Consider the following 25,999-nt stretch of genomic DNA (forward strand, 5'->3'; position numbering starts at 1 on the left):
TATAACTACACACTTTTTATAATAATATTCATTTCCATTACATAATCATCCATTACATAATCGTTACCAATTTCAATTACTTCTTCTTTCACAATAGTAAAACCCAATTTTTCGTAAAAAAATTTGGCATTATTATATTTATTTACATTTAAAAAAATAGCATTTTGATTATTTTTTAAAGCTTCTTCTTTTACAAGAGCCACTAATTGCTTTCCTAAACCTGTTCCTTGCGTTTCTGGCAAAACGTATATTTTATGGATTTTAGTTTTCTGAGGTTCACAATTTAATTCATAAGAAATAAATCCTAATGGTTTTTCAACATCATTTGTAACAATATAAAAAACATGCTTTCTTTCATTCATTTGTTGTTCTAAAGTTTCAACAGCATAAAATCGAGTTAACATATAGTCTAATTGTTCTTTGGACAAAATTTCTCCATAAGCAGATGGCCAAATCTCATAAGCTAAATCTTTAACAATGTGTAATTGGCTTTTATCAATTTTAATTATTCTCATGATGTTATTATTAGACAATTATGATTAAGAGCAATGTTTTAAAAGACATCAAATATCAGTTAGTAAAGACTTAATTTTAACCCATTTAAATAAAAATCCCTAATAAAAACCTAAAGAGAAAATCCTCTAAATGGGTTAAAAAAAGTCAAATATACTTAATTAAGCTTGTCCTGTAGGTCCGAAATTTAAAGGAATATGAGGTTGTTCCCCTTCTTCAATTTTACCATGTGCTGCCTCAAATCGTTGGATATTTTCTGCCATAGCTTTCAATAATCTTTTAGCATGTTGTGGTGTTAGTACAATTCTTGATTTTACCTTTGCTTTTGGCACACCTGGCATTATTGCAATAAAATCTAACACAAATTCACTATTTGAATGATTAATAATCGCTAAATTAGAATAAATTCCTTCTGCTGTTTTTTCATCTAATTCGATATTAATTTGCCCTTGTTGGTTATTATTTTCCATTATTCATTAATTTAAAAAACCTAACAGAAAATCTGTTAGGTTTTGATTATATGCATATTTTATAATCAACTACTAATAATTAAATTCTTCTTTAGCAGCCATTAATTCATTATATTCTTCTTTAGATCCTACGATAGTATTATCATATTCTCTCATACCTGTTCCTGCAGGAATTCTATGACCTACAATTACATTTTCTTTCAATCCTTCTAATGTATCAATTTTACCAGCTACAGCTGCTTCATTTAATACTTTAGTAGTTTCTTGGAAAGAAGCAGCAGAAATGAATGATTTCGTTTGTAACGATGCTCTTGTAATACCTTGAAGAACTGGTGTAGCAGTTGCTGTAATAACATCTCTAGCTACTACTAAATTTTTATCTTCACGTTTTAATAAAGAGTTCTCATCACGTAACTGACGAGGAGAGATAATTTGACCTGCTTTCAAGTTTTGAGAATCTCCTGCGTCTTCAATCACTTTCATTCCATATAACTTATCATTTTCAACAATAAAGTCGCTAGTGTGAGCTAATTGATCCTCTAAGAATAAAGTATCACCAGCATCTACAATTCTAACTTTACGCATCATTTGACGAATTACTACCTCAAAGTGCTTGTCATTAATTTTTACCCCTTGTAAACGATATACTTCTTGAATCTCATTTACCAAGTACTGTTGAACAGCTGAAGGTCCTTTAATTCTTAAAATATCTTCTGGAGTAATAGCACCATCAGATAATGGAGTTCCAGCCTTAACGTAGTCATTCTCTTGAACTAATATTTGATTAGAAAGTTTTACTAAATATTTCTTTACTTCACCAAATTTAGATTCAATAGCTAACTCACGGTTACCTCTTTTAATTTTACCAAAAGTAACAACACCATCAATCTCAGAAACAACAGCTGGATTTGAAGGATTACGAGCTTCTAATAACTCTGTAATTCTTGGTAAACCTCCTGTAATATCACTTGATTTAGAAGAACGACGAGGAATTTTTACAAGAATTTTACCCGCTTTAATTTTCTCTCCGTCATCTACCATAAGGTGAGCTCCAACTGGCAAGTTATAAGAACGTATTAATTCACCATCTTTACCATAAATTAATAAAGTAGGAATTAATTTTTTATTACGTGCTTCAGAAACTACTTTTTCTTGGAAACCTGTTTGTTCATCAATTTCAACTAAGAAAGTTTCCCCTTGTTTAATATCTTCATATTCTACTTTACCCGTAAATTCAGAAATAATTACCCCATTATAAGGATCCCATTTACAGATTAAAGTTCCTTTGTCAACAACTTCACCATCCTTAATAAAGATGCTTGAACCGTAAGGTATATTGTGTGTATTTAAAACAATTCCAGTTTTTTCATCTACTAATTTTAATTCAGTAGAACGAGAAATAACAATATCAACTGCGTTACCATCAGCATCTTCACCTTTAACAGTTTTCAAATCCTCTACTTCTAAACGACCTCTAAACTTAGTAATGATACTAGATTCTTCAGATAAACCTCCTGCAACCCCACCAACGTGGAATGTACGAAGTGTTAACTGAGTACCTGGCTCTCCAATTGACTGAGCTGCAATAACTCCTACAGCTTCGCCTTTTTGAGTCATTTTTCCAGTTGCTAAGTTTCTACCATAACATTTAGCACAAATACCTTTTGTAGCTTCACACGTTAATGGAGAACGTACTTCTATTTTTTCTAAAGGAGATGCTTCTATTTTCTTAACAATTACATCTGTAATTTGTTCACCAGCTTTTACTAATACTTCAGAAGTTAACGGATTAACTACATCTTGTAATGTAACTCGTCCAAGAATTCTTTCTCCTAATGATTCAACAATCTCTTCATTTTTCTTAAGAGCAGTTACTTCAATACCTCTTAATGTACCACAATCAACAGAATTTACAATAACATCTTGAGATACATCATGTAATCTTCTTGTTAAGTAACCTGCATCAGCAGTTTTAAGAGCGGTATCCGCAAGACCTTTACGAGCACCGTGAGTAGAAATAAAATACTCAAGGATAGAAAGACCTTCTTTAAAGTTAGAAAGAATTGGGTTTTCAATAATTTCACCACCACCAGCAGTTGACTTTTTAGGCTTAGCCATCAAACCACGCATACCAGTTAACTGACGAATCTGTTCTTTAGAACCCCTTGCTCCAGAATCAAGCATCATATATACTGAGTTAAACCCTTGTTGGTCTTCTCTAATATTTTTCATTGCTAATTCTGTTAATTGAGCATTTGCAGATGTCCAAATATCAATAACCTGATTATAACGCTCATTATTAGTAATAAGTCCCATGTTATAATTCAATGAAATAGCATCAACTTGCTCACGAGCATCAGTTATTAATTGTCCTTTCTGTTCTGGAATTCTAATATCACCTAATGAGAATGATAAACCACCTTTAAAAGCGAATTTATATCCCATATCTTTCATATTATCTAAGAAAGCAGCAGTAACTGGTACACTAGTAACATTCAAAATTCCTCCGATAATATCACGAAGTGATTTTTTTGTCAATACTTCATTAATATAACCAGCTTCCTCAGGAACTACTTCATTAAATAATACTCTACCAACAGTAGTTTGGATAATTTTATAAACTAATTCTCCTTCTTCATTAAAATCTCTTGCTCTTACTTTAATACGAGCATTCAATTCAACTTTACCTTCATTTAATGCAATATTAACTTCTTCTGCAGAATAGAATGTCATACCTTCTCCTAAAATTTTCTTCTCTGGAGTTGATAAACGTTCTTTAGTCATATAATAAAGTCCAAGTACCATGTCCTGAGAAGGTACCGTAATAGGTGCTCCATTTGCAGGGTTCAAGATATTATGTGACGCTAACATTAATAATTGTGATTCCAAAATTGCTTCTGGACCAAGTGGTAAGTGAACTGCCATCTGGTCACCATCAAAATCGGCATTAAACGCAGTACACACTAATGGGTGTAGCTGAATTGCTTTTCCTTCAATTAATTTTGGTTGGAAAGCTTGAATACCAAGTCTGTGTAATGTAGGAGCACGATTCAATAATACTGGATGCCCTTTAATTACATTTTCAAGGATATCCCATACAACTGGCTCTTTTTTATCTATAATCTTCTTAGCTGATTTAACAGTTTTTACAATACCTCTTTCAATTAATTTACGAATCACAAAAGGCTTATATAATTCAGCAGCCATATCTTTAGGAAGACCACATTCAAATAATTTTAATTCAGGCCCAACAACAATTACCGAACGAGCAGAATAATCCACACGTTTACCTAGTAAATTTTGACGAAAACGTCCTTGTTTACCTTTTAATGAATCTGATAATGACTTTAATGGTCTATTAGATTCTGTTTTTACAGCTGACGCTTTTCTTGTATTATCAAATAATGAATCTACAGCTTCTTGAAGCATACGTTTTTCATTACGCAAGATAACTTCTGGAGCTTTAATTTCAACTAATCTTTTTAAACGATTGTTACGGATGATTACTCTTCTATATAAATCATTTAAATCTGAGGTAGCGAAACGACCTCCATCAAGAGGTACTAATGGACGTAATTCTGGTGGAATAACTGGAATTACTTTTAAAATCATCCATTCAGGAAGATTTTCTCTATTTAAATTAGCTTCACGAAAAGATTCAACTATATTTAAACGCTTTAAAGCTTCTGTTTTACGTTGTTTAGAAGTTTCTGTATTTGCTGCATGACGCAATTCAAATGACAAAGTATCTAAATCTATTCTTGATAACAAATCCATGATACATTCAGCACCCATTTTGGCAATGAATTTATTTGGATCTGTATCATCTAAATATTGGTTCTCCATTGGAAGAGTATCCAAAATATTTAAGTACTCTTCTTCTGTTAAGAAATCTAATTTATTTAATGTTTCACCTTCTGGCCCTTTAGCAATACCTGCTTGAATTACTACGTATCTTTCGTAGTAAATAATCATATCTAATTTCTTAGATGGTAAACCTAAAATGTAACCAATTTTATTTGGTAACGAACGGAAATACCAGATATGAGCAATTGGCACAACCAAATTGATGTGTCCAACTCTATCTCTACGAACTTTCTTTTCTGTTACTTCAACACCACAACGATCACAAACAATTCCTTTGTAACGTATTCTTTTATACTTACCACAGGCACATTCGTAATCTTTTACTGGACCGAAAATTCGTTCACAGAAAAGACCATCTCTTTCTGGTTTGTGAGTACGATAGTTTATAGTTTCTGGTTTTAAAACCTCACCTCTTGACTCTGCCAAAATAGATTCTGGTGAAGCCAATCCTATCGTAATTCTGTTAAATCTCTTAACGGTGTTTTTATCTTTTAATCTTGTCATGATATGATTACTATCGATTTTTGTAAAAAACTTTTTCTTCAGTTATACAGTTTTCAGTCCCAGTTTTCAGTCGCAAAACTGATTACTGCGACTGAGACTGTTTACTGTTTATTTATTCTTCTAATCTGATGTCTAAACCAAGACCTTTCAATTCATGCATTAATACATTGAATGATTCAGGTAATCCTGGTTCTGGCATTGTTTCTCCTTTAACGATTGATTCGTAAGTTTTAGCTCTACCGATTACATCATCAGATTTAACCGTCAATATCTCTCTTAAAGTACTAGATGCACCATAAGCTTCAAGTGCCCAAACCTCCATTTCTCCGAAACGTTGACCTCCAAATTGTGCTTTACCTCCTAAAGGCTGTTGCGTAATTAATGAGTATGGACCTATAGAACGAGCATGCATTTTATCATCAACCATATGTCCTAATTTAAGCATATAGATAACACCTACGGTTGCTGCTTGGTGAAAACGTTCTCCTGTTCCTCCATCATAAAGGTATGTATGTCCAAATCTTGGTACACCCGCTTCATCAGTAAGGTCATTAATTTGGTCTAAAGATGCTCCATCAAAAATAGGTGTTGCAAATTTTCTTCCTAAATTCATCCCTGCCCAACCAAGAACTGTTTCATAAATTTGACCTATGTTCATACGAGAAGGTACTCCAAGTGGATTCAATACGATATCAACTGGTGTTCCATCTTCTAGGAATGGCATATCTTCGTGACGTACAATTCTAGCAACAATACCTTTATTACCGTGACGACCTGCCATTTTATCTCCTACTTTCAACTTACGTTTCTTAGCAATATAAACTTTAGCAAGCTTTAAAATACCAGCTGGAAGCTCATCCCCTACTGTAATTGTAAATTTCTCTCTTCTTAACCAACCTTGTAAGTCATTCAACTTAATTTTATAGTTATGAACTAAATCATTTACCATTTTATTAGTAGCGTCATCAGTTGTCCATTGCCCTTTTGTTAAGTGAGCAAAATCATCAACAGATTGTAACATTTTTTTAGTGAATTTCTTACCTTTTGGTAATACTTCTTCTCCTAAATCGTTCATTACACCTTGAGATGTTTTACCATCAATGATAACAAATAACTTTTCAATTAACTTGTCTTTCAATTCGTTGAATTTTACTTCAAACTCAATATCAAGTTTATCAATATCTTCTTTATCTTTTGAACGCTTACGTTTGTCTTTTACAGCTTTAGCAAATAATTTTTTATCTAAAACTACACCATGCAATGATGGAGAAGCTTTTAATGAAGCGTCTTTTACATCCCCTGCTTTATCACCAAAAATTGCGCGTAATAATTTTTCTTCAGGTGTTGGATCTGATTCTCCTTTTGGAGTAATTTTACCAATTAAAATATCACCTGGTTTCACTTCTGCACCAATACGAATCATTCCGTTTTCGTCTAAGTCTTTAGTAGCCTCTTCAGAAACGTTTGGAATATCATTAGTTAACTCTTCATTTCCTAACTTCGTATCTCTAACCTCTAATGAATAATCATCAATATGAATAGACGTAAAGATATCATCACGCACTACTTTTTCAGAAATTACAATCGCATCCTCAAAGTTATATCCTTTCCAAGGCATGAAAGCTACTTTTAAATTTCTACCTAAAGCTAACTCTCCGTTTTGTGTTGCATATCCTTCACAAAGCACTTGTCCTTTGCTAACTTTGTCTCCTTTTCTTACAATAGGTTTTAAGTTAATAGAAGTACTTTGATTCGTCTTTCTGAATTTAATTAATTGGTATGTTTTTTCATCCTCTTCGAAACTTACCATTCTTTCTTCTTCAGTTCTATCGTACTTAATAGTAATTTTGTTTGCATCAACATAAGTTACTAAACCATCACCTTCCGCATTAATAAGAACTCTAGAATCAGAAGCAACTTGTCTCTCTAAACCAGTTCCTACGATTGGAGCTTCTGGTCTTAATAAAGGTACTGCTTGACGCATCATGTTTGATCCCATCAATGCACGGTTCGCATCATCATGTTCCAAGAAAGGAATTAAGGATGCAGATATAGATGCAATTTGATTAGGAGCAACGTCTGTATAATCTACCACATTAGGTTCAACAACTGGAAAATCACCTTCTTCACGAGCAATAACTTTCTCAGCAGTAATTTTACCTTTTTCATCCATTTCAATGTTTGCTTGTGCAATCATTTTTCCTTCTTCTTCTTCCGCACTTAAATAAATAGGAGTTGATTCTAAATCTACCACACCATCCGTAACTTTACGATAAGGAGTTTCGATGAATCCCATTCCATTTACTTTAGCATAAACTCCAAGTGAAGATATCAAACCAATGTTTGGTCCCTCAGGAGTTTCAATAGGACATAAACGTCCATAATGCGTATAGTGAACATCACGAACCTCGAAACCAGCTCTTTCTCTAGATAAACCTCCAGGTCCAAGTGCAGATAAACGACGTTTGTGAGTAATCTCTGCTAATGGGTTTGTTTGATCCATAAACTGAGATAGCTGATTCGTTCCAAAGAAAGAGTTTATTACAGACGATAACGTTTTAGCATTAATCAAGTCAATAGGTGTAAACACTTCGTTATCTCTAACGTTCATTCTCTCTCTAATTGTTCTTGCCATACGAGCAAGACCAACTCCAAATTGTGAAGATAATTGTTCACCAACTGTTCTTACACGTCTATTAGATAAGTGATCGATATCATCAATCTCTGCTTTAGAGTTAATCAATTCAATCAAATACTTAACAATAGTTATAATATCCTCTTTGGTTAAGACTTGCTTTTCCATAGGAATATCTAACTGTAATTTTTTATTCATTCTATAACGACCTACTTCACCTAAGTTATAACGTTGGTCAGAGAAGAATAATTTATCTATAATACCACGAGCCGTTTCTTCATCAGGCGGTTCTGCGTTACGTAATTGTCTATAAATATGTTCAACAGCTTCTTTTTCAGAGTTTGTTGGATCTTTTTGTAAAGTATTGTGAATTATTGTATAATCTGCAGCATTATTATCCTCTTTATGCAAAAGAATAGCTTTAACATCTGCATCTATAATTTCTTCAACATTATCTTTATCTAAAATAGTATCACGATCTAAAATAATCTCATTACGCTCAATCGATACAACCTCACCAGTATCTTCATCTACGAAATCTTCATGCCATGTATTTAAAACACGAGCAGCTAGTTTTCGTCCAATATATTTTTTAATACCAGTTTTAGAAACTTTAATTTCTTCAGCTAAGTCGAAAATTTCTAAGATATCTTTATCTCTTTCAAAACCGATAGCTCTAAATAAAGTAGTAACTGGTAATTTTTTCTTTCTATCAATGTAAGCGTACATTACACTATTGATATCAGTTGCAAATTCAATCCAAGATCCTTTAAAAGGAATAATTCTTGCTGAATACAGTTTAGTTCCATTTGCATGGAAGGATTGTCCAAAGAAAACACCCGGAGAACGATGTAATTGAGAAACTACAACACGTTCAGCCCCATTAATTACAAATGTTCCACTAGGAGTCATATAAGGAATAGTTCCTAAATAAACATCTTGAACTATAGTTTCAAAATCTTCATGCTCAGGATCTGTACAGTATAATTTAAGTCTAGCTTTTAAAGGCACGCTATAAGTTAAACCTCTATCTATACACTCTTCAATTGTATACCTTGGTGGATCTATAAAATAATCAAGAAACTCTAAAACGAATTGATTTCTCGTATCCGTTATTGGGAAATTTTCCATGAAGGTGTTATAGAGACCTTCGTTGCCTCTTTCGTCAGATTTCGTTTCCAATTGGAAGAAATCTTTAAAAGACTTTACCTGAATATCAAGAAAATCTGGATAATTAGGTATATTCTTAGTAGAAGCAAAATTTAATCTTTCAGTCTGATTAGTAATCATCAATGGACAAATTTTTATTAAGAAAAAAATTAAAAACGTATAAAACGATAATATACGCAAAATGGTTTAGGTCTTTGAGAGATAATCTCAAGACCTAAACCTGCTTTGTAAACTAAGTTTAGCTTATTTAAGCTCTACTACAGCTCCAGCTTCTTCTAAAGCTTTCTTAAGACCTTCAGCCTCATCTTTAGAAACTCCTTCTTTAACATTTGTAGGAGCAGCATCTACCATATCTTTTGCCTCTTTAAGACCTAAACCTGTTAATTCTTTAACAGCTTTAACTACAGCTAATTTAGAAGCACCAGCCTCTTTTAATACAACTGTAAATTCTGATTGTTCTTCAGCAGCAGGAGCATCACCACCAGGACCTGCCATAACAACAGCAGCAGCTGGTTCGATTCCATACTCATCTTTTAATATTGTTGCTAATTCGTTAACTTCTTTAACAGTTAAGTTAACTAATTGTTCTGCGAATTGTTTCAAATCTGCCATTTTTTCTATCTTTTAAAATGTTTTGTGAAAAATTATAATTTATTAAAGCGCGTTCTATATTATTCAGCAGCCTCTTCTTTTCCTTTTTGGTTTTGAAGAGCAGAGATAACTCTTTGTGCTGGTGATTGAAGTAATCCAATAATTTCAGCGATAACTTCTTCTTTAGATTTAATCGAAACTAAACTATCTAATAAGTTATCTCCAATATAGATTTCTTGATTGATATAAGCTCCTTTTAAAACTGGTTTATCACTTTTTTTACGGAATTCTTTAATAATTTTTGCTGGTCCATTAGCTGTTTCAGCAATCATTACAGAAGTATTTCCCTTTAAAACAGATGATAAATCACCAAAATCACTTTCAGAAGCCTCCATTGCTTTTTCAAGCAAAGTATTTTTAACAACTTCTAATTTGATTCCCGCTTTAAAACAAGCTCTTCTTAAGTTTGAAGTAGAATCTGCATCAAGTCCTGAGGTGTCTGCTAAATAAATAACGTTCACTCCCGCTAACTTTGCAGTTAAATCTTCAATAGCGATTGATTTTTCTTCTCTAGTCATACTAAAAATTTTTAACTACCAAATTATACTGCCTTAGTGTCTAAAGCAATAGCAGGACTCATTGTACTAGATAAGTGTATAGACTTAATATAAGTACCTTTAGCTGCAGTTGGTTTTAATTTTATTAATGTTTGAATAATTTCGTGAGCATTGTCATAGATTTTATCAGCATCAAAAGACACTTTACCTATTCCTGCATGTACAATACCAGTTTTATCAACTTTAAAGTCAATTTTACCAGCTTTCACCTCTTGAACAGCTTTAGCAACATCCATAGTTACTGTACCTGTTTTAGGGTTTGGCATTAATCCTCTTGGTCCTAAAATACGACCTAATGGACCTAATTTACCCATAACAGCTGGCATAGTGATAATTACATCAATATCTGTCCAACCATCTTTAATTTTTTGAAGATAATCATCTAAACCCACGTGATCTGCACCAGCAGCTTTAGCTTCTTCTTCTTTATCTGGAGTTACTAATGCTAACACACGAACATCTTTACCTGTTCCATGTGGTAACGTAACAACACCTCTTACCATCTGATTTGCTTTTCTTGGATCAACTCCAAGACGTACAGCGATATCTACAGACTCATCAAACTTTGCAGAAGAAACAACTTTAATTAATGCAGCTGCATCTTTTAAAGTATATTGTTTATTCTTTTCAATTTTTGAAGCAGCCTCTTTTTGCTTTTTTGTCAATTTTGCCATGTCTAATTCTCTTTAACGATTAAAAAGGAGCGTCTCCTGATACTGTTATACCCATAGATCTAGCTGTTCCTGCAACCATACTCATTGCTTTTTCAATAGTAAAAGCATTAAGATCTGGCATTTTGTCTTCAGCAATAGTTCTGATTTGATCCCAAGTAACATTTGCTACTTTCTTACGATTAGGTTCACCTGAACCAGACTTAACTTTTGCTGCCTCTAAAATTTGAATTGCAGCAGGTGGCGTTTTTACAACAAAGTCAAAAGACTTGTCTTTATACACAGTAATTTGTACCGGTAAAACTTTGCCAGGTTTATCTTGAGTTCTAGCATTAAATTGCTTACAAAACTCCATGATGTTAACCCCAGCAGCCCCCAAAGCAGGTCCAACCGGTGGCGATGGATTCGCAGCACCTCCCTTAACTTGTAGTTTAACTACTTTACTAACTTCTTTTGCCATTTTTTAAAAAAATTTAGCACATCTATCAATTGGAAGCGATTGATGTGATTTATATATGTAACTTGATTATACTTTTTCTACTTGCATAAAACTTAATTCTAACGGTGTTTTTCTTCCGAAAATTTTCACCATTACTTCAAGTTTACGCTTTTCTTCATTAACCTTTTCAATTGCACCATTAAATCCATTGAAAGGACCATCAATAACTTTAACTGTTTCTCCAACTGAAAATGGTATAGAAATATTATCTACTTTAACAGATAATTCATCTACTTTACCTAACATTCTATTAACCTCTGACATTCTCAAAGGAACTGGATCACCTCCTTTAGTCTCACCGAGAAAACCAATTACTCCTGGGATAGATTTAATGATATGTGGAACTTCTCCTGTAAGACTAGCTTCAATCATAATGTAACCAGGAAAATATACTTTTTCTTTAGCTACTTTTTTCCCATCTCTTATTTGTACAACTTTTTCTGTTGGCACTAAAACTTGAGACACATAGTCTGACATTCCTAATCGAAGTGTTTCAGATTCAATATAAGCCTTAACTTTATTTTCCTGACCACTTACTGCTCTTACAACATACCACTTTTTAACATTATTATCTGCCATGATACTATTTTAGTAAGTTAAAAAAGCCCTCAAGAGCTTTAACAAACAATTGATCTACACCATAAGTCAAAAGCGCAAAAATAATCGAAAACAAAGCTACAATTATAGTTAAACGTTGAACCTCTGCCCACTCAGGCCAAGTTACATTAGATTTCAATTCTTGAAATGCTTCTGAAATATAATTAACAAATTTCGTCATTACTTTATATGATTTGCACGGGCGGAGGGATTCGAACCCCCATCAATGGTTTTGGAGACCACTATACTAGCCCTTGTACTACGCCCGTTTATTATAAGCCAGTTGAAAAAATCAACTGGCTTTTTATTTAGTTATAAACTATAATTTAGTCTAAAATTTCAGTTACCTGACCAGCACCAACAGTTCTACCACCTTCACGAACTGCAAAACGTAAACCTACAGATAATGCAATTGCACTTAATAATTGAACCTCAATAGTTAAGTTATCACCTGGCATAACCATTTCTACACCAGCTGGTAAAGTAATAGTACCAGTAACATCAGTTGTACGTACATAAAACTGAGGACGGTAGTTATTATGGAATGGAGTATGACGTCCACCTTCTTCTTTTTTCAAGATATACACCTCTGCTTTGAAATGAGCATGTGGCTTAACAGATCCTGGCTTAACAATTACCATTCCTCTTTTAATATCTTCTTTTGCAATACCTCTTAATAAGATACCTGCGTTATCTCCAGCTTCACCTCTATCAAGGATTTGACGAAACATTTCAATACCCGTAATAGTAGAAGTTAACTTTTCAGCACCCATACCTACAATCTCTACTGGATCTCCAGTGTTAGCAATACCAGTTTCGATACGACCTGTAGCAACAGTTCCACGTCCAGTAATTGTAAATACATCCTCTACCGGCATCAAGAAAGGCTTATCAACATCACGAGCTGGTAATTCAATCCAGTTATCAACAGCTTCCATTAAAGCTAATACTGTATCAACCCATTTTTGCTCTCCATTTAAAGCTCCTAAAGCAGATCCTTGGATAACTGGTCCATTATCACCATCATATTGATAGAAAGATAATAAATCTCTAATTTCCATCTCAACAAGCTCTAATAACTCAGCATCATCAACCATATCAACTTTGTTCATGAATACAACCATTCTTGGCACACCTACTTGGCGACCTAAAAGGATGTGTTCACGAGTTTGTGGCATAGGACCATCAGTAGCAGCAACTACTAAGATAGCTCCATCCATTTGCGCTGCTCCAGTTACCATGTTCTTAACGTAATCCGCGTGACCTGGACAGTCAACGTGAGCATAGTGACGATTTGCAGTAGCATATTCTACGTGAGAAGTATTAATAGTAATACCTCTTTCTTTTTCTTCTGGTGCGTTATCAATTTGATCAAACGATTTTGCTTCAGAATAACCAGCATCAGACAATACTTTAGTTATTGCAGCAGTTAAAGTTGTTTTACCGTGATCTACGTGTCCAATAGTACCAATGTTTAAGTGTGGTTTGGAACGATCAAAATTTCCTTTTGCCATGATTTAATAATTTAATCTTAGTTATATATTAGTGTTCAAAAATTATAAACATATCCAGAGCCAATGACGGGAATTGAACCCGTGACCTCTTCCTTACCAAGGAAGCACTCTACCCCTGAGCTACACCGGCTTACATCTGTCATCAACAGGAATGTTTGTGGGGAGAGCAGGATTCGAACCTGCGAAGGTTACCCAGCAGATTTACAGTCTGCCCTCGTTGGCCGCTTGAGTATCTCCCCGTACCATTTTTATTATCAGTTACTTAACACATTGAGCCGATGGAGGGACTCGAACCCACGACCTGCTGATTACAAATCAGCTGCTCTAGCCAGCTGAGCTACACCGGCAACTATAATAAAAAAAGTCCGCTATTTCTAACGGACTGCAAATGTATAGAATTTATTTTTTATTCAAAACTTTTTTTGTCTTTTTTTTTCTTTAAGCATGTGCTCTTATTTTTTCCTTGTACTTTACCAAAATTCTTTCTAAGGATTCTTCTGAAATATCAACAGCTTCTTCAAAGGTTTTACATGTTTTTTTTACCACAAATTCTTCACCTGGTACATGAATTTTTACTTCTACTGTCTTATTCTCTTTATCACTAGTATTTTCTAATTTTAAAAAAACATCTGATGAAATTACTTTATCAAAATATTTTTCCAATTTATCTAATCGTTCTTGAATAAAGTTGATTAATTTTTTATCAACATTAAAATTAACTGCCTGAACATTTACTTTCATACTTTTTAATAATTACTTAGGTTAGACAAGTGAATTATTTCTGGTTTCTAGGATGTGATTCTTGATACACTTTTTTCAACTCATTTAAACTACTATGAGTATATATTTGTGTTGACGACAAACTAGCGTGACCTAATAATTCTTTTACTGAATTTAAATCGGCACCATTATTTAGCAAATGAGTTGCAAATGAATGCCTAAGAACGTGGGGACTCTTTTTAACTTTCAGAGACACACTACTAAAGTAATCATTAATTAAACGATAGACAAATGATTCACTAATTTTATTTCCTGTTTTAGACAAAATTAACACATCCGAAAAACTAGGTTTAACTTTCTCCAAACGAACAATTAAATACTCTTTCAACAAGCTTTTCGTACACAATAAGAGAGGGATAATTCTTTCTTTATTTCTTTTACCTAACACTTTTAAAGTTTGATTTGAAAAATCGATACTCGACAACTTTAAATTTATCAATTCTGCTCTTCGCATTCCTGTTGTATAAAAAAGCTCAATTATTAACTGATTTCTTATACCTTCAAAATCTTTTGAAAACTGATTTACTTCAAAAACATTTTCAATTTCTCTTTCCGAAAAAGGAATTTGAACTTTTTTAGGTATTTTTAACGATTTATGTTTCAACAGCGGATTAACATCTATTTGCTTAATTCTAAGAAGAAATTTATAGTACGATTTTAATGACGAAATTTTCCTGTTTACTGATTTATTTGAAATTTTATTTTCTACTAATAAAACAATCCAACTCCTTATCAACGGATAAACAACTTCTTCCAAAGCAACACTTTCATGATTAATTTTTAAAAATTCCTGAAAAGAAAGCACATCATTTAGATACGCATTTACAGTAAGAAGAGAATAATTCTTTTCTTTTATTAAATAATCTTGATATGCTTGGAGATTTGTAGTCATAAAAAAACCGTTAGAAACAAAGTTACACTTTATTATCTAACGGTTTTATATTTTAGATTCTAAATATTAAGACTCTAATGAATCTTTTAATCTTTGAATATAAGCTGCTTTTTGAACTTGAGCTCTCTTAACAATTGACGGTTTATGGAAAGCTTGTCTAGCTCTTAACTGACGAACTGTTCCAGTTTTATCAAATTTTCTTTTATAACGTTTTAACGCTTTATCTATATTTTCTCCGTCTTTAATTGGTATAATTAACATAATTTAGGCACCCCCTTTCATTTAGACTGCAAAAGTAAAAATTTATTTTTAATATCAAATTGTTTTTATTAAATATTTTATCCAACCAAACTATTCTCCCAATTAAGTTTAGCCATGCCGAAGCATTATTCAACAGCCGGCTTATAATTTTGCTTATCAATAATCATTTTTGATAATATTTCCTTAAGAATTTCTGAAGTTCCTCCTCCAATTGGCCCTAAACGACTATCTCTAAATAAACGTGCCAATGGATATTCTTCCATATAACCATAGCCACCTAACATTTGCAAACAACTATAAATTGTTTCATCGGCAACTTTTGTTGATTTTAATTTAGCCATAGTAGCTTCCTTAACCACATATTCACCTTTATCAAGTCTAGCAACTGCCGAATAATTGAATAATTTACAATGCTCAACATCTGTTACATGCTCAACTATTTTATGACGTAATGCTTGAAATTTATCTATAGTCTTTCCAAATGCTTCACGTTGAGACATGTATTCAATTGTGTATTCAATAGCATATTCAGCTCTTGCGTGCGCATTGATGGCCATTATTAAACGCTCTAAAGCGAAATGTTGCATAATATATGGAAATCCTTTTCCTTCTTCTCCCATTAAATTTTCAATAGGAATCTCAACATTATCAAATGCAATTTCTGCTGTATCAGAAGCTCTCCAACCTAATTTATCTAATTTAGTAGCCGATACTCCTTTAGCCTTACTATCTACTAAAAAGATAGTAATTCCTTTATTACCTAGCTCTGGGCTTGTTTTTGCCGCAACTATCAAATAATCTGCATAAACTCCATTTGTTATAAAGGTTTTTGAACCATTGATAATATATTTATCTCTTTTTTTCACAGCAGTTGTACGCATTCCAGCAACATCACTACCTCCAAATGGCTCTGTAATACACAAAGCTCCAATTTTATCACCCGAAATACTTGGTGCTAAATAGTTTTGCTTAATTCTTTCATCTCCTTCTGCGTTTAAATGTGTCATTGCTAAATATGAATGTGCCCACATAGCGGCAGCAAAACCAGACGATTTTATTTTTTGAAGTTCTTCTAAAAAGATTACTGTGTAAAATAAATCTAAATTCATTCCACCATAAACTTCAGGATAATTTATTCCGAAAAAACCCATTTCTCCAAATTTTTTCCAAATAAAACGTTCAATTGTTCCTGTTTTTTCCCATTTTTCAATATGAGGCACCACTTCTTTATGCAAAAAATCTCGCAAACTTGATCTAAATAATTGATGTTCTTCTGTGAAGTATTTTAAATCCATGAATTTATATTTGGTTTCTTTAAATGAAGTTATTTTTTTAGAATTCCAAATATAAGGCGATTATTTTTAATTTTTCTAAAGGACAGTTGTTAATTTTTGCTAAATCTTCAATAGAACTTAAAATACCATTCATACTTCTATAGGTAACAATCTCTTTTGCAAAAACATAATTAAAATAAGGAAATTTAACTAGTTCTTTTGTTGAAGCTGTATTTATATTTATTTTTTTTACAGATTGAGTTGGTTGAACAAAAAAACGAAGTTTACATTCTTGCAAAACTTCTGGAGAAATACCCCAAACAAATTCTAATTGCTCTACAGCTACAAATGTTCCAAACTTTTCTCTTTCTTTAAGAATAATATCTGAAATTTTATCTCCAATTCCATAAACTTTCATTAAATCTTCTTTAGTAGCGCTATTTAAATCAATTGGAATTATTTTTTCAGTAGTCTTTTTGGAAAAACTTTCAAAGGCTTTATATGATTTTTTAGAATTTACCCAATCAGGAAATTTAAAAAGTGGTTCCATTTTATTTAATAGTTCATCAGAAACATGAGTAATTTGTTGAAATTCTTTAGGAGAATTTACAAATTTTCCTAATTCTCTATATTGGTGTAATCTATCAATTTCTTCAACAGACATTCCTAGCATATAACCTTTGTAATCTGTTATAAAATTTGGATTAAATGATTTTGGCTTATACTCAATTTTTGTATTGTTTTTTTTAATACTATCTATTTTATTTTGAACCAAAAGCCATTCTTTATCCTGTAGTAGATTAGTGCTATTAAAAAAATTATTGGCCTTTAAAACATAATATACTATCTGAATTATGCATATAAGCAAGATTAATAAAAAAATCCCACTTCTATGTTCTCTCGAAAATAGAAAGTAGGATTTAAATTCTTTCATCTGTTTTTTCAAAATAAAACTATATAAATTTCAGATGTATTTATTTTTTAATCTTTTTGTTGTCTTACTAGTTCATCATCATTTTCATTGAACGAATCTGGTTCTTGTTTAGGCGGAATAGTTAATACTTTATAGAAAAAATAACTAGCAAAAGAAACCACTATTCCTTGTGCTACTAACATTGTTATTAAGGCTGATGTATTCATTTTTATCTTTATTTTAAAATTTATAATGTTGCTCTACCTTCTCTCACTCTTTTCTTGTAAGCAAAATAAACTATTATACTTATAAAAGCAAACAATGAAAGTAATAACATTCTTCCCATAAACTTATATAGAGTATCATTTGTAAAATCTCCAGTTGCAATTATGTCGCTTGGTTTTACAACATCTCCTTTTTGGACAACAACAACTTGATTTTTCTTTGCTTTAAACTTATACTCTTTGTAATTAGTAAACCCAACTGTCTTGACTGTTTCAGTTTCTTTATCAAATACTTTTTTAGTATCTTCAAAAGAAAACTTAACACTATTAGCACTTACTTCTTCAACTGTACCCGAATTTTTTCCAGCACCATCAAAATTTTCAGCGTAAAATTCACTAGCAAACCATTCTTTATTATTTGTGTCATTATCCTTTACTTTATCAACCCAATCAGGTATACTTGAAAGCAATACCCAACCTAATAGTAATGGTGTAACTATTAATATTATGTATTTATAAAATCCTGGTATTTTAATATCCGCTCCTTGATTAATTTCTGCCCAACCTCTTTTAATTCCAAAAATATAAGAAAATAAAACTGTTTCTAGGAATGCAAAAACAACCAAACTTACTGTTCCTGCCCAATAATCATATTGATCAAATAAACCTTCTTTGTAGAATATAACAGTAGGTAATCCCATTATTAAGACTAATGCCCCAAATGACCATGCTCCTTTATTTTTTGACCAATTAAATTCATCCTTCATGAACCCCATCCAAGGTGTTCCCATAGCAAGGGATGATGTAATACCTGCAAAAAATAATAAACCAAACCAACAGACACCTGCAATTATTGCTAAAGAACTACCCCATTGTTGGAACAAATAAGGCATAGTTTGAAAAGCCATACCAAAACCTGCATTTTGAATTACCCAATCTAAACCAAGATAACCAGCAGCAATAGGAATAACGATTAAACTACCCAAAACTACTTCCACGAATTCATTCATAAAACCAGCAGAAACAGCATTTAAAGCAATATCATCTTTAGATTTTAAATATGCTGCATAACAATGTATAGTACCCATTCCTACAGAAAGTGTAAAGAATATCTGACCTGCTGCAGCTAACCAAACTTTTGGACTTGTTAATGAATCAAATTGTGGTGTCCAAAGGAAATTTAGACCATCCCATGCATTTGCATCTGGAAAAATATCAGAAGCACCACTTGTACCAAGTGTTAAACCTCTTACTGCTAAAATAACCCCAAACATAATTAACAAAGGCATACCTATCTTAGCTACTTTTTCAATACCACCTAATCCTTTTGATAAGATGAATGTATTTAATAATAAACAGATTATATAAAATATTACTGCTTCAAAAGGAATACCTGTAGTTGATTCAGATATGTTAGTATATGATTCAAAAAAACCAGCAACATCAGCTTGACTCATATTATTAAATGTCCCTACTATAGAATGATAGACATAAGACATAGTCCAAGATTCAATATAACAGTAATATGCTGCAACTGCAATATTTGTAAAAATCCCGAAAACACCTATATATTTCCACAATCTACCTTTTGCCATAGAATCTAAAATATATGGTGTACTATGATTACCTGAACGACCTCCAAAACGACCTGAAGACCACTCTATAAATAATAATGGAATACCCATTACTAAAAAACATACTAAATAAGGAATAATAAAAGCTCCACCACCATTTTGAACGGCTTGTACAGGGAAACGCAGGAAGTTTCCTAATCCAACAGCATTTCCAGCCATTGCCAAGATGAGTCCTACCCTAGAACCCCAAGATTCTGATTTTGTTGACATATTTATTTATTGGTTGTTAATTTTCCAAAGATAAGAAAAGTATCGAAAAAACAAAGAAAAGTTAAGTCTTTGACATTCAGCAATTATAAATCGAAAACCGAAGAGCGTTTTGTGTAGATCATATCTTTTAGCTTTAAAAGAAATGCTAAGGTAAGATAAAATCCAAAACCCAAACCTGCAGTTACAAAAGTTATGTAAATAAAAAACAAGCGAACATTTGTAGCCCTAATTCCAAGCTTATCTGCTAATCTAGTTGCTACAAAAAAACCGTGCTTTTCAAAAAAATGAAGTATTTTATACATTTCTTACTTGATTTACCAGTCAAATATACTGATTAATTTTTAATCAAATTGATTCCAATATTACAACTAAGACATTTATTTTTATCACAATACTCCTTTTTTAATTGTAATAAACTTTGCGAATCTAAAGCTGTCTTTGCTTTTATATTAAAATAACTAAACTTCTGAATTATTGCATTTTTTTCAGGTTGAATTTGTCTGATTAGATCTATTATTTCTTCTGAGTTTTCTTTTCCCATATAATTCAAATAGGCAAATCGTAAAGGAATAATTGTGTTGATTATGATTAGATCTATAAATCTTTTTGATATTTTTTTCTTTTTAAAATTACTTTCTTTGTCAAAATTATAATGAGTATTCCAATAATCATTTGCAGAAACAGCAAATAACTTATAAAATTCTTTTACCTCTTTAACATAAATACTTTTTTCAAAAATATTATGAATTGAATAATATAATACTGCTAATTGAGATAATCTAATAGTAGGAAAGTTATCTGGTCTTAATTTATAAAATTGCAAAGTATCATATACAACTCCATCTAGCTTATATTTGCTTTTTAAGAATTCCCATTTTGAGTGTAAATTTTGAAAATAAACATCTTCAAAATCTGCATTAAGTAAATTGGTTGAACCAAAAAATAAAGCCTCCAAATTTTCTAATTCGTTAGACTCTTTTCTTATTATTGGAAATGGTAGAGTTTTTGCCATTTTAAAAATAATTTCTCCATTTGCATTTAATCCAAAATTCTTAGCTAACAAACAAAATAAAACTGCATCCCAATCATTTTTTGTTTCTTTCAATAATTCTAATACAAGTTTTGATTTTCTTTCTAATCTTTCAAAAAAAAGCCTTTCTTTCCAATTTTCTAAGGTAAAACTATCAATATTACTAATTTGATTTTCACAATTAATCCAAGTTTTAGAAAGCATTAGATTTTTATAATTGTTTATTTCATTTAAAGCTATATAATGCTTTAATTCTAGAACTGGAATTTCTGAATTATTTTTTCGATAAATTTCTACATCATGTTCCCAAACAACATGTAAAATAACATTATTATAATTTGTGTCTTTTTCGTGATTATGCAAATACCAATCCGAAGATTTTAAATGAATTTCAATATTTCCAGCCCACTTTTGATTGTCAATTATAAGTTGTGCATTAAAAAAATCAGGACCAACTGTTTGCAAGTATTGTCCAAAATTGAGAACTTCAATTTTTTCTCCTTTTGAAGTAAAGAGTTTGGTTACATTGAGTTTCTTATGTAACCAAATATAATGTAAGAATTCTTCTTTCATTTGTATGGCTTGTAATTAATTTATTGGCTTATAGTAAAGTACAAATATATACAAAAAACAAAACCTGTAAATCATAGAAATACAGGTTTTATTGAAATATTTTAAATTTTTTATTTTATTGAGCTAATTACATCGTGTTTTGTTATTATATGATGTTTACCATTTTCTAATTCAACTAAAACAGCTTGATTATCTTTATTAATTAGTTTAGAAACTTCTTCAATTGAAGTATTGGCCTTTACAATTGGAAATGGTTTACCCATTACGTCTTTTATAGGTTTATCGGCAATATTTTTATCTTCAACATAACTTCTAAACAAATCGGTTTCATCTAAACTACCAACAAAACCTGTTGTATCAACTACTGGAATTTGAGAAATTTTATATTTTTTTAATCTTTCTATTGCATGAGAAACCAATTCTTCAGTTTTCACTACAATTAATGGTTTGTCTTGGTGGTCTTTAATTAAATCTACAGCTTTAGTTACTTCTTCCTCTAAGAAACCTCTTTCTCGCATCCAATCGTCATTAAACATTTTTCCTACATATCTACTTCCAGAGTCATGAAATAAAACGACTACTACATCTTCTGGTTTAAAATGTTCTTTTAATTGTAATACTCCCTTAATAGCTGCTCCAGCAGAATTTCCAACAAAGATTCCTTCTTCTAGAGCTAATTTACGTGTATAAACTGCTGCATCTTTATCGGTTACTTTTGTAAAACCATCTATTAGAGAAAAATCTACATTTTTAGGTAAAATATCTTCTCCGATACCTTCAGTTATGTAAGAATAGATTTCATTTTCGTCAAAAATACCTGTTTCATGGTATTTTTTAAATACTGATCCATAAGTATCAATTCCCCAAATTTTTACATTTGGATTTCTTTCTTTTAAGTATTTTGCAACACCAGAAATGGTTCCTCCAGTTCCAACACCTACTACAAAATGTGTAATTTTACCTTCTGTTTGTTCCCAAATTTCGGGAGCAGTTTGTTCATAATGAGCAATTGTGTTGCTAGGATTATCATATTGATTTACATACCATGCATTTTCAGTTTCCGTAGCTAATCGTTTAGAAACAGAATAATAGGAACGAGGATCTGTAGGTTCAACATCTGTGGGACAAACAACAACTTTTGCACCAACTGCGCGAAGAATATCCATCTTTTCTTTTGACTGCTTGTCAGATATAACACAAATTAGTTTATATCCTTTTACAATTGCCGCCAAAGCTAAACCCATTCCTGTATTTCCAGATGTTCCTTCAATAATTGTTCCGCCTGGTTTTAATCTTCCATCTGCTTCAGCATCTTCAATCATTTTAACAGCCATTCTATCTTTAACAGAATTACCTGGATTGAAAGTTTCTACTTTAGCTAATACTAATGCATCAATTTCTTGCGTTAATTTATTGATTTTAACTAATGGTGTATTTCCTATAGTTTCTAATATGTTTTTTGCGAATTTCATTTTTAAATTTAGAATTTAGAATGCAAAGATAGTGTGAATATTGCGAATACAAAAATGAAAATGGACAACTCAACAACCCTGATTAACTCATTAGCTTTATATTTTTTATAGGAATTCGTTGAATTAACATTTGCAGTGGAAATCCTCGAAGAGATTGCAACGTAAAGCAGGAATAAGGTTTCTAAATAAAGACCAAGCCTTTCGTTCCTTATCCAATTTTTATTTGAAGAAATTCCAAACAATACCAAAGCGAACGATAAAATCGCGATATGGATAATTAGGTGCTGAATAAAAATTATAGCCAGTCATTGCTGAATTAAAATGTTCAGCTTTTAAGAAAATCCTTGCCTGACGGACTTTTGCATTTATAAAGAAATCAAACATAGGAAAACCACCTATTTTGGTTTCATTTTGTACATAAAACTCACCTAATAAAGGATTGTAATCGTTTGCATAGTATTCTGTAAAATAATTAAAGACAATTCCTGTTTGAATAAACATAGCTTTTTTGAAAACATGTTCTGAAAAATAAAGCGAATTTCGTGTTACTAATTGTGGTACATTTAATGTTTTGTCTGAATTGTCTACACTTTGATATAATAATGTATTATCTAAACCAAATTTCCAAAATTTAATGTCTTTTGATGCTTTTACAGCTTTATATGTTATAGTATTACTATTCTGAAAAGGCTTTACCGTAAGTATTTTTATATCATTTGTAGTATTATCAAAATACAAATAGTCGTCTAAAATTGAATATTGTGCTTCTAGATTTACCCATTTAGTTAAAATTGCAAACTGAAAAAGATTTCGCTTTTCGTTTTTAAAATTATTAGACCAATTATAATCTACATAATTACTTTGGTACAGTGTATAATTTAAATTAGGCAAACTATTTATTTTTTGATATTTAAATTCAAATTTATAGTCATCATTTAATTTATAGTTTACCGTAGCTTCAATATTTGAAACTGATTGGTCTGTTATTGAATTTGATAGTAATAAATTTGCTCTTAAATTATTTGCATAATAAGTGTAATTACCTCCCAAAGATGTAATTCTATCATTTATTGCATTTGGAACTAGTGTATTTCCTGCACTATCAAAAACTACACTTTTATAAAAATAATTATAAACATTATCTTCTATAAAAAAGGCAATTTCACCGTACTTTTTTGTTGTAAAACCAACTCCAATTTTATTATAGAAATGATTGTATCTTGTTTTATTATTTATTGAACTTGAGTAAGAGCTACCAAATCTATCATTAGCTGTTGTTTGCTCAAAATTAAAAAACTTGTATTCGTGATTAAATTGGTGTGTGAACAGTAAACTATTTGGTTTTTCTTTATTCAATTTAAAAGAATGATCAATTAAGAAACGGTTTCCTTTTAGCAATGAAGTCGCGTCATTAAAATAAACATCTAAACGTTCTCTTTCATTAAAAGGAGGCTCACTTAACTCAAATACAGCTGTATCTACAATACCTCCATTTTCTTGATTCGAAATGTCTTGTCCTGTAAAATGAGCGTTAAGTATATATCTTTTATCTTTAGTAAAATAACTCGTTGTAAATCTGAAATTTCCAGAACTAGAAATATTATTAATGTACTTTCCTATAGAGCGCAATCCTTTGTAAGCAATAGAAAAATTAAGATTGGGTTTTGTATTTACAGTTAAAAAAGCATCTACAGATTGTCCTTGCTCCATTACTGTTTTAAAATACAAATCAGATAAAGGTGTTGGCACATTGTAATATTTAATATCATCAACTTCTAAATAATTAAAATGTTTACCTAAGAAACCCATGCTGGGCATACTATTTTTTTTAACTAAAGAATAATTTAAAGTATTATAAGTATGTCCTTCATTTGCAAATGGTAATAATCCAAAAATATCTTTTCTTAACAAATTGAATTTATATTCTTTTTGAATAGAAAGCGTAGTATCTAAGTAGGTTGTGTCTTTTTGTAGTGTATATATTTTGTATAAATTTATAGGTGGTTTTTCTTCACTATTAATTTTAGCAGGATTGAAAACTCGAGTAGAATCAGTCACTTTGTTAACAGATTTATCTTCCTTCTTTTGAGAATAAACTGAGATAGTAAGAAAAAATAAAGAAACAAACAGAAAATTTTTCATTATAAATAAATAAAAGCAAATGTAATGGAAAATTAGGGAATAAAAAAAGACCTACATTACTGTAGGTCTTAAATTTTTTATAAATATTTCTCATTTATTGAGGAGTATAAACAGAAACTCCATTCTCACCATAACCATTGCAGTACCAAGAAATAGTGATAACACCAGTTACGGGATCATAAGTATTTGTTCCTTGAGCAACAATAGTTCCCCATGGATCTGATTCACCTGTCCAAGATATAGCTCCACAATTCACGACAAATGTTAAATCTCTTAGAGTTGCAGCTCCTGCAGCCCCAGTTCCATAATTTGTAGCATAAGGTCCAACTGAATATAATCCACCAGAAAAGTCATCAACTTTATATCTATTAACACCTGTTTCTGCTATTGTTACATTCATTGTATTAGTACTATATGACGGTAAAAAATCATGATATCCATAAGTAGTAGTTACAGAATAACTACCTGCCAAATCAGTCTCACAGAATCTAAAAAGATTAACAGTATGAGTATCATGATTAGGTAAAACATAATCATTAGTCTCAAATTTCAAAACAAGTGTAGTTGTTTGTCCATCTGGTATATTGTCATAATTCGCAGTAATTTTAACTTTTCCAATTGATTTCCCCGCTGGTATTACTAAAGTAGATTGATCAATAGTATACTGACTAGCATCAGCAGTTGAGCTAGGGTCAATTTGAAAAGAAATAGTTTTATCAGAATTTGAAGGATTCGTAACAGCAACTTCAACTTCAACAAAAGACACTTCAGAATTACTTGATGCTAAATTTGATGAAGATTTTCCAAACAAAAGAGCTTGCTCACCTTCATATTTCTTAAGATTATCATCAGTATTATCGCAGCTTATAGTTGCAACAAACAATGATAAAAGTCCAATTTTTAATAAATTAAGTTTTTTCATTTTCAAAAGTTTTTGTTTTATCAC

Annotated in this window: 23 protein-coding genes and 4 tRNA genes; all 27 read right to left on the reverse strand. The window is 31.4% G+C overall.

The annotated features are described in order from the left end of the window. Positions 1-5: 5 nt before the first annotated feature. Positions 6-515: a GNAT family N-acetyltransferase gene (locus tag ACULEV_RS12505; RefSeq protein WP_445455389.1), complete on the reverse strand. Its 510-nt coding sequence runs from the start codon at positions 513-515 to the stop codon at positions 6-8. A gap of 159 nt (positions 516-674) precedes the next feature. Then, positions 675-983 carry a DUF3467 domain-containing protein gene (locus ACULEV_RS12510; protein WP_445455390.1) on the reverse strand — a complete coding sequence of 103 codons (309 nt, stop codon included), beginning with the start codon at positions 981-983 and terminating at the stop codon, positions 675-677. A gap of 72 nt (positions 984-1,055) precedes the next feature. Further along, positions 1,056-5,354: a DNA-directed RNA polymerase subunit beta' gene (gene rpoC, locus ACULEV_RS12515; protein ID WP_445455391.1), complete on the reverse strand. Its 4,299-nt coding sequence runs from the start codon at positions 5,352-5,354 to the stop codon at positions 1,056-1,058. Positions 5,355-5,466: 112 nt separating this feature from the next. Further along, entirely contained in the window at positions 5,467-9,279 is a 3,813-nt protein-coding gene (gene rpoB, locus ACULEV_RS12520) for a DNA-directed RNA polymerase subunit beta (RefSeq protein ID WP_445455392.1), read from the reverse strand. Between the two features lie 123 nt (positions 9,280-9,402). After that, the gene (gene rplL / locus ACULEV_RS12525; protein ID WP_445455393.1) at positions 9,403-9,771 is read right to left on the reverse strand and encodes a 50S ribosomal protein L7/L12; all 369 of its coding nucleotides are present in this window, start codon (positions 9,769-9,771) and stop codon (positions 9,403-9,405) included. Between the two features lie 59 nt (positions 9,772-9,830). Next, positions 9,831-10,328 carry a 50S ribosomal protein L10 gene (gene rplJ, locus ACULEV_RS12530; RefSeq protein ID WP_445455394.1) on the reverse strand — a complete coding sequence of 166 codons (498 nt, stop codon included), beginning with the start codon at positions 10,326-10,328 and terminating at the stop codon, positions 9,831-9,833. A gap of 23 nt (positions 10,329-10,351) precedes the next feature. Beyond that, positions 10,352-11,041, reverse strand: coding sequence for a 50S ribosomal protein L1 (gene rplA / locus ACULEV_RS12535; RefSeq protein WP_445455395.1), 690 nt, complete (start codon positions 11,039-11,041; stop codon positions 10,352-10,354). Positions 11,042-11,060: 19 nt separating this feature from the next. Then, the gene (gene rplK / locus ACULEV_RS12540; RefSeq protein ID WP_140961434.1) at positions 11,061-11,498 is read right to left on the reverse strand and encodes a 50S ribosomal protein L11; all 438 of its coding nucleotides are present in this window, start codon (positions 11,496-11,498) and stop codon (positions 11,061-11,063) included. 66 nt (positions 11,499-11,564) lie between these two features. Further along, positions 11,565-12,116 (reverse strand): transcription termination/antitermination protein NusG, encoded by a 552-nt coding sequence (gene nusG / locus ACULEV_RS12545; protein WP_445455396.1) that lies wholly within the window; start codon positions 12,114-12,116, stop codon positions 11,565-11,567. A 4-nt stretch (positions 12,117-12,120) separates the two neighbouring features. Then, positions 12,121-12,315 (reverse strand): preprotein translocase subunit SecE, encoded by a 195-nt coding sequence (gene secE / locus ACULEV_RS12550; RefSeq protein ID WP_445455397.1) that lies wholly within the window; start codon positions 12,313-12,315, stop codon positions 12,121-12,123. A gap of 16 nt (positions 12,316-12,331) precedes the next feature. Further along, positions 12,332-12,403, reverse strand: a tRNA-Trp gene (locus ACULEV_RS12555). 57 nt (positions 12,404-12,460) lie between these two features. Beyond that, on the reverse strand, positions 12,461-13,648 hold the full coding sequence (gene tuf, locus ACULEV_RS12560) for an elongation factor Tu (RefSeq protein ID WP_445455398.1): 1,188 nt from the start codon (positions 13,646-13,648) through the stop codon (positions 12,461-12,463). Between the two features lie 58 nt (positions 13,649-13,706). Beyond that, positions 13,707-13,778 (reverse strand) — tRNA-Thr (locus ACULEV_RS12565). Between the two features lie 28 nt (positions 13,779-13,806). Continuing rightward, positions 13,807-13,887: transfer RNA gene (locus ACULEV_RS12570), tRNA-Tyr, on the reverse strand. 34 nt (positions 13,888-13,921) lie between these two features. Next, positions 13,922-13,995, reverse strand: a tRNA-Thr gene (locus ACULEV_RS12575). 91 nt (positions 13,996-14,086) lie between these two features. Continuing rightward, complete coding sequence (gene hpf, locus ACULEV_RS12580) at positions 14,087-14,389, reverse strand: ribosome hibernation-promoting factor, HPF/YfiA family (protein WP_445455399.1); 303 nt, start codon at positions 14,387-14,389, stop codon at positions 14,087-14,089. A gap of 34 nt (positions 14,390-14,423) precedes the next feature. Beyond that, positions 14,424-15,320 carry a tyrosine-type recombinase/integrase gene (locus tag ACULEV_RS12585; protein ID WP_445455400.1) on the reverse strand — a complete coding sequence of 299 codons (897 nt, stop codon included), beginning with the start codon at positions 15,318-15,320 and terminating at the stop codon, positions 14,424-14,426. 66 nt (positions 15,321-15,386) lie between these two features. Then, positions 15,387-15,581: a 30S ribosomal protein S21 gene (gene rpsU, locus ACULEV_RS12590; protein WP_130736423.1), complete on the reverse strand. Its 195-nt coding sequence runs from the start codon at positions 15,579-15,581 to the stop codon at positions 15,387-15,389. Between the two features lie 125 nt (positions 15,582-15,706). Then, positions 15,707-16,876, reverse strand: coding sequence for an acyl-CoA dehydrogenase family protein (locus ACULEV_RS12595; RefSeq protein ID WP_445455401.1), 1,170 nt, complete (start codon positions 16,874-16,876; stop codon positions 15,707-15,709). A gap of 37 nt (positions 16,877-16,913) precedes the next feature. Continuing rightward, entirely contained in the window at positions 16,914-17,789 is an 876-nt protein-coding gene (locus ACULEV_RS12600) for a ComEA family DNA-binding protein (RefSeq protein ID WP_445455402.1), read from the reverse strand. Positions 17,790-17,836: 47 nt separating this feature from the next. Beyond that, complete coding sequence (locus ACULEV_RS12605) at positions 17,837-17,995, reverse strand: hypothetical protein (RefSeq protein WP_445455403.1); 159 nt, start codon at positions 17,993-17,995, stop codon at positions 17,837-17,839. A 20-nt stretch (positions 17,996-18,015) separates the two neighbouring features. Then, the gene (locus ACULEV_RS12610) at positions 18,016-19,836 is read right to left on the reverse strand and encodes a sodium-dependent transporter (protein ID WP_445455404.1); all 1,821 of its coding nucleotides are present in this window, start codon (positions 19,834-19,836) and stop codon (positions 18,016-18,018) included. A gap of 83 nt (positions 19,837-19,919) precedes the next feature. Next, positions 19,920-20,138 carry a PspC domain-containing protein gene (locus ACULEV_RS12615; RefSeq protein WP_445455405.1) on the reverse strand — a complete coding sequence of 73 codons (219 nt, stop codon included), beginning with the start codon at positions 20,136-20,138 and terminating at the stop codon, positions 19,920-19,922. Positions 20,139-20,170: 32 nt separating this feature from the next. Next, on the reverse strand, positions 20,171-21,439 hold the full coding sequence (locus tag ACULEV_RS12620; protein WP_445455406.1) for a DUF2851 family protein: 1,269 nt from the start codon (positions 21,437-21,439) through the stop codon (positions 20,171-20,173). Positions 21,440-21,549: 110 nt separating this feature from the next. Then, complete coding sequence (locus ACULEV_RS12625; protein ID WP_445455407.1) at positions 21,550-22,911, reverse strand: pyridoxal-phosphate dependent enzyme; 1,362 nt, start codon at positions 22,909-22,911, stop codon at positions 21,550-21,552. A 219-nt stretch (positions 22,912-23,130) separates the two neighbouring features. Beyond that, a complete protein-coding gene (locus tag ACULEV_RS12630; protein WP_445455408.1) occupies positions 23,131-25,053 on the reverse strand; it encodes a putative porin in 1,923 nt (640 codons plus the stop codon). 94 nt (positions 25,054-25,147) lie between these two features. Beyond that, positions 25,148-25,975, reverse strand: a complete 828-nt coding sequence (locus tag ACULEV_RS12635) for a hypothetical protein (protein WP_445455409.1) — start codon at positions 25,973-25,975, stop codon at positions 25,148-25,150. Between the last annotated feature and the right edge of the window lie 24 nt (positions 25,976-25,999).

The sequence above is a fragment of the Flavobacterium sp. HNIBRBA15423 genome (assembly GCF_052655965.1).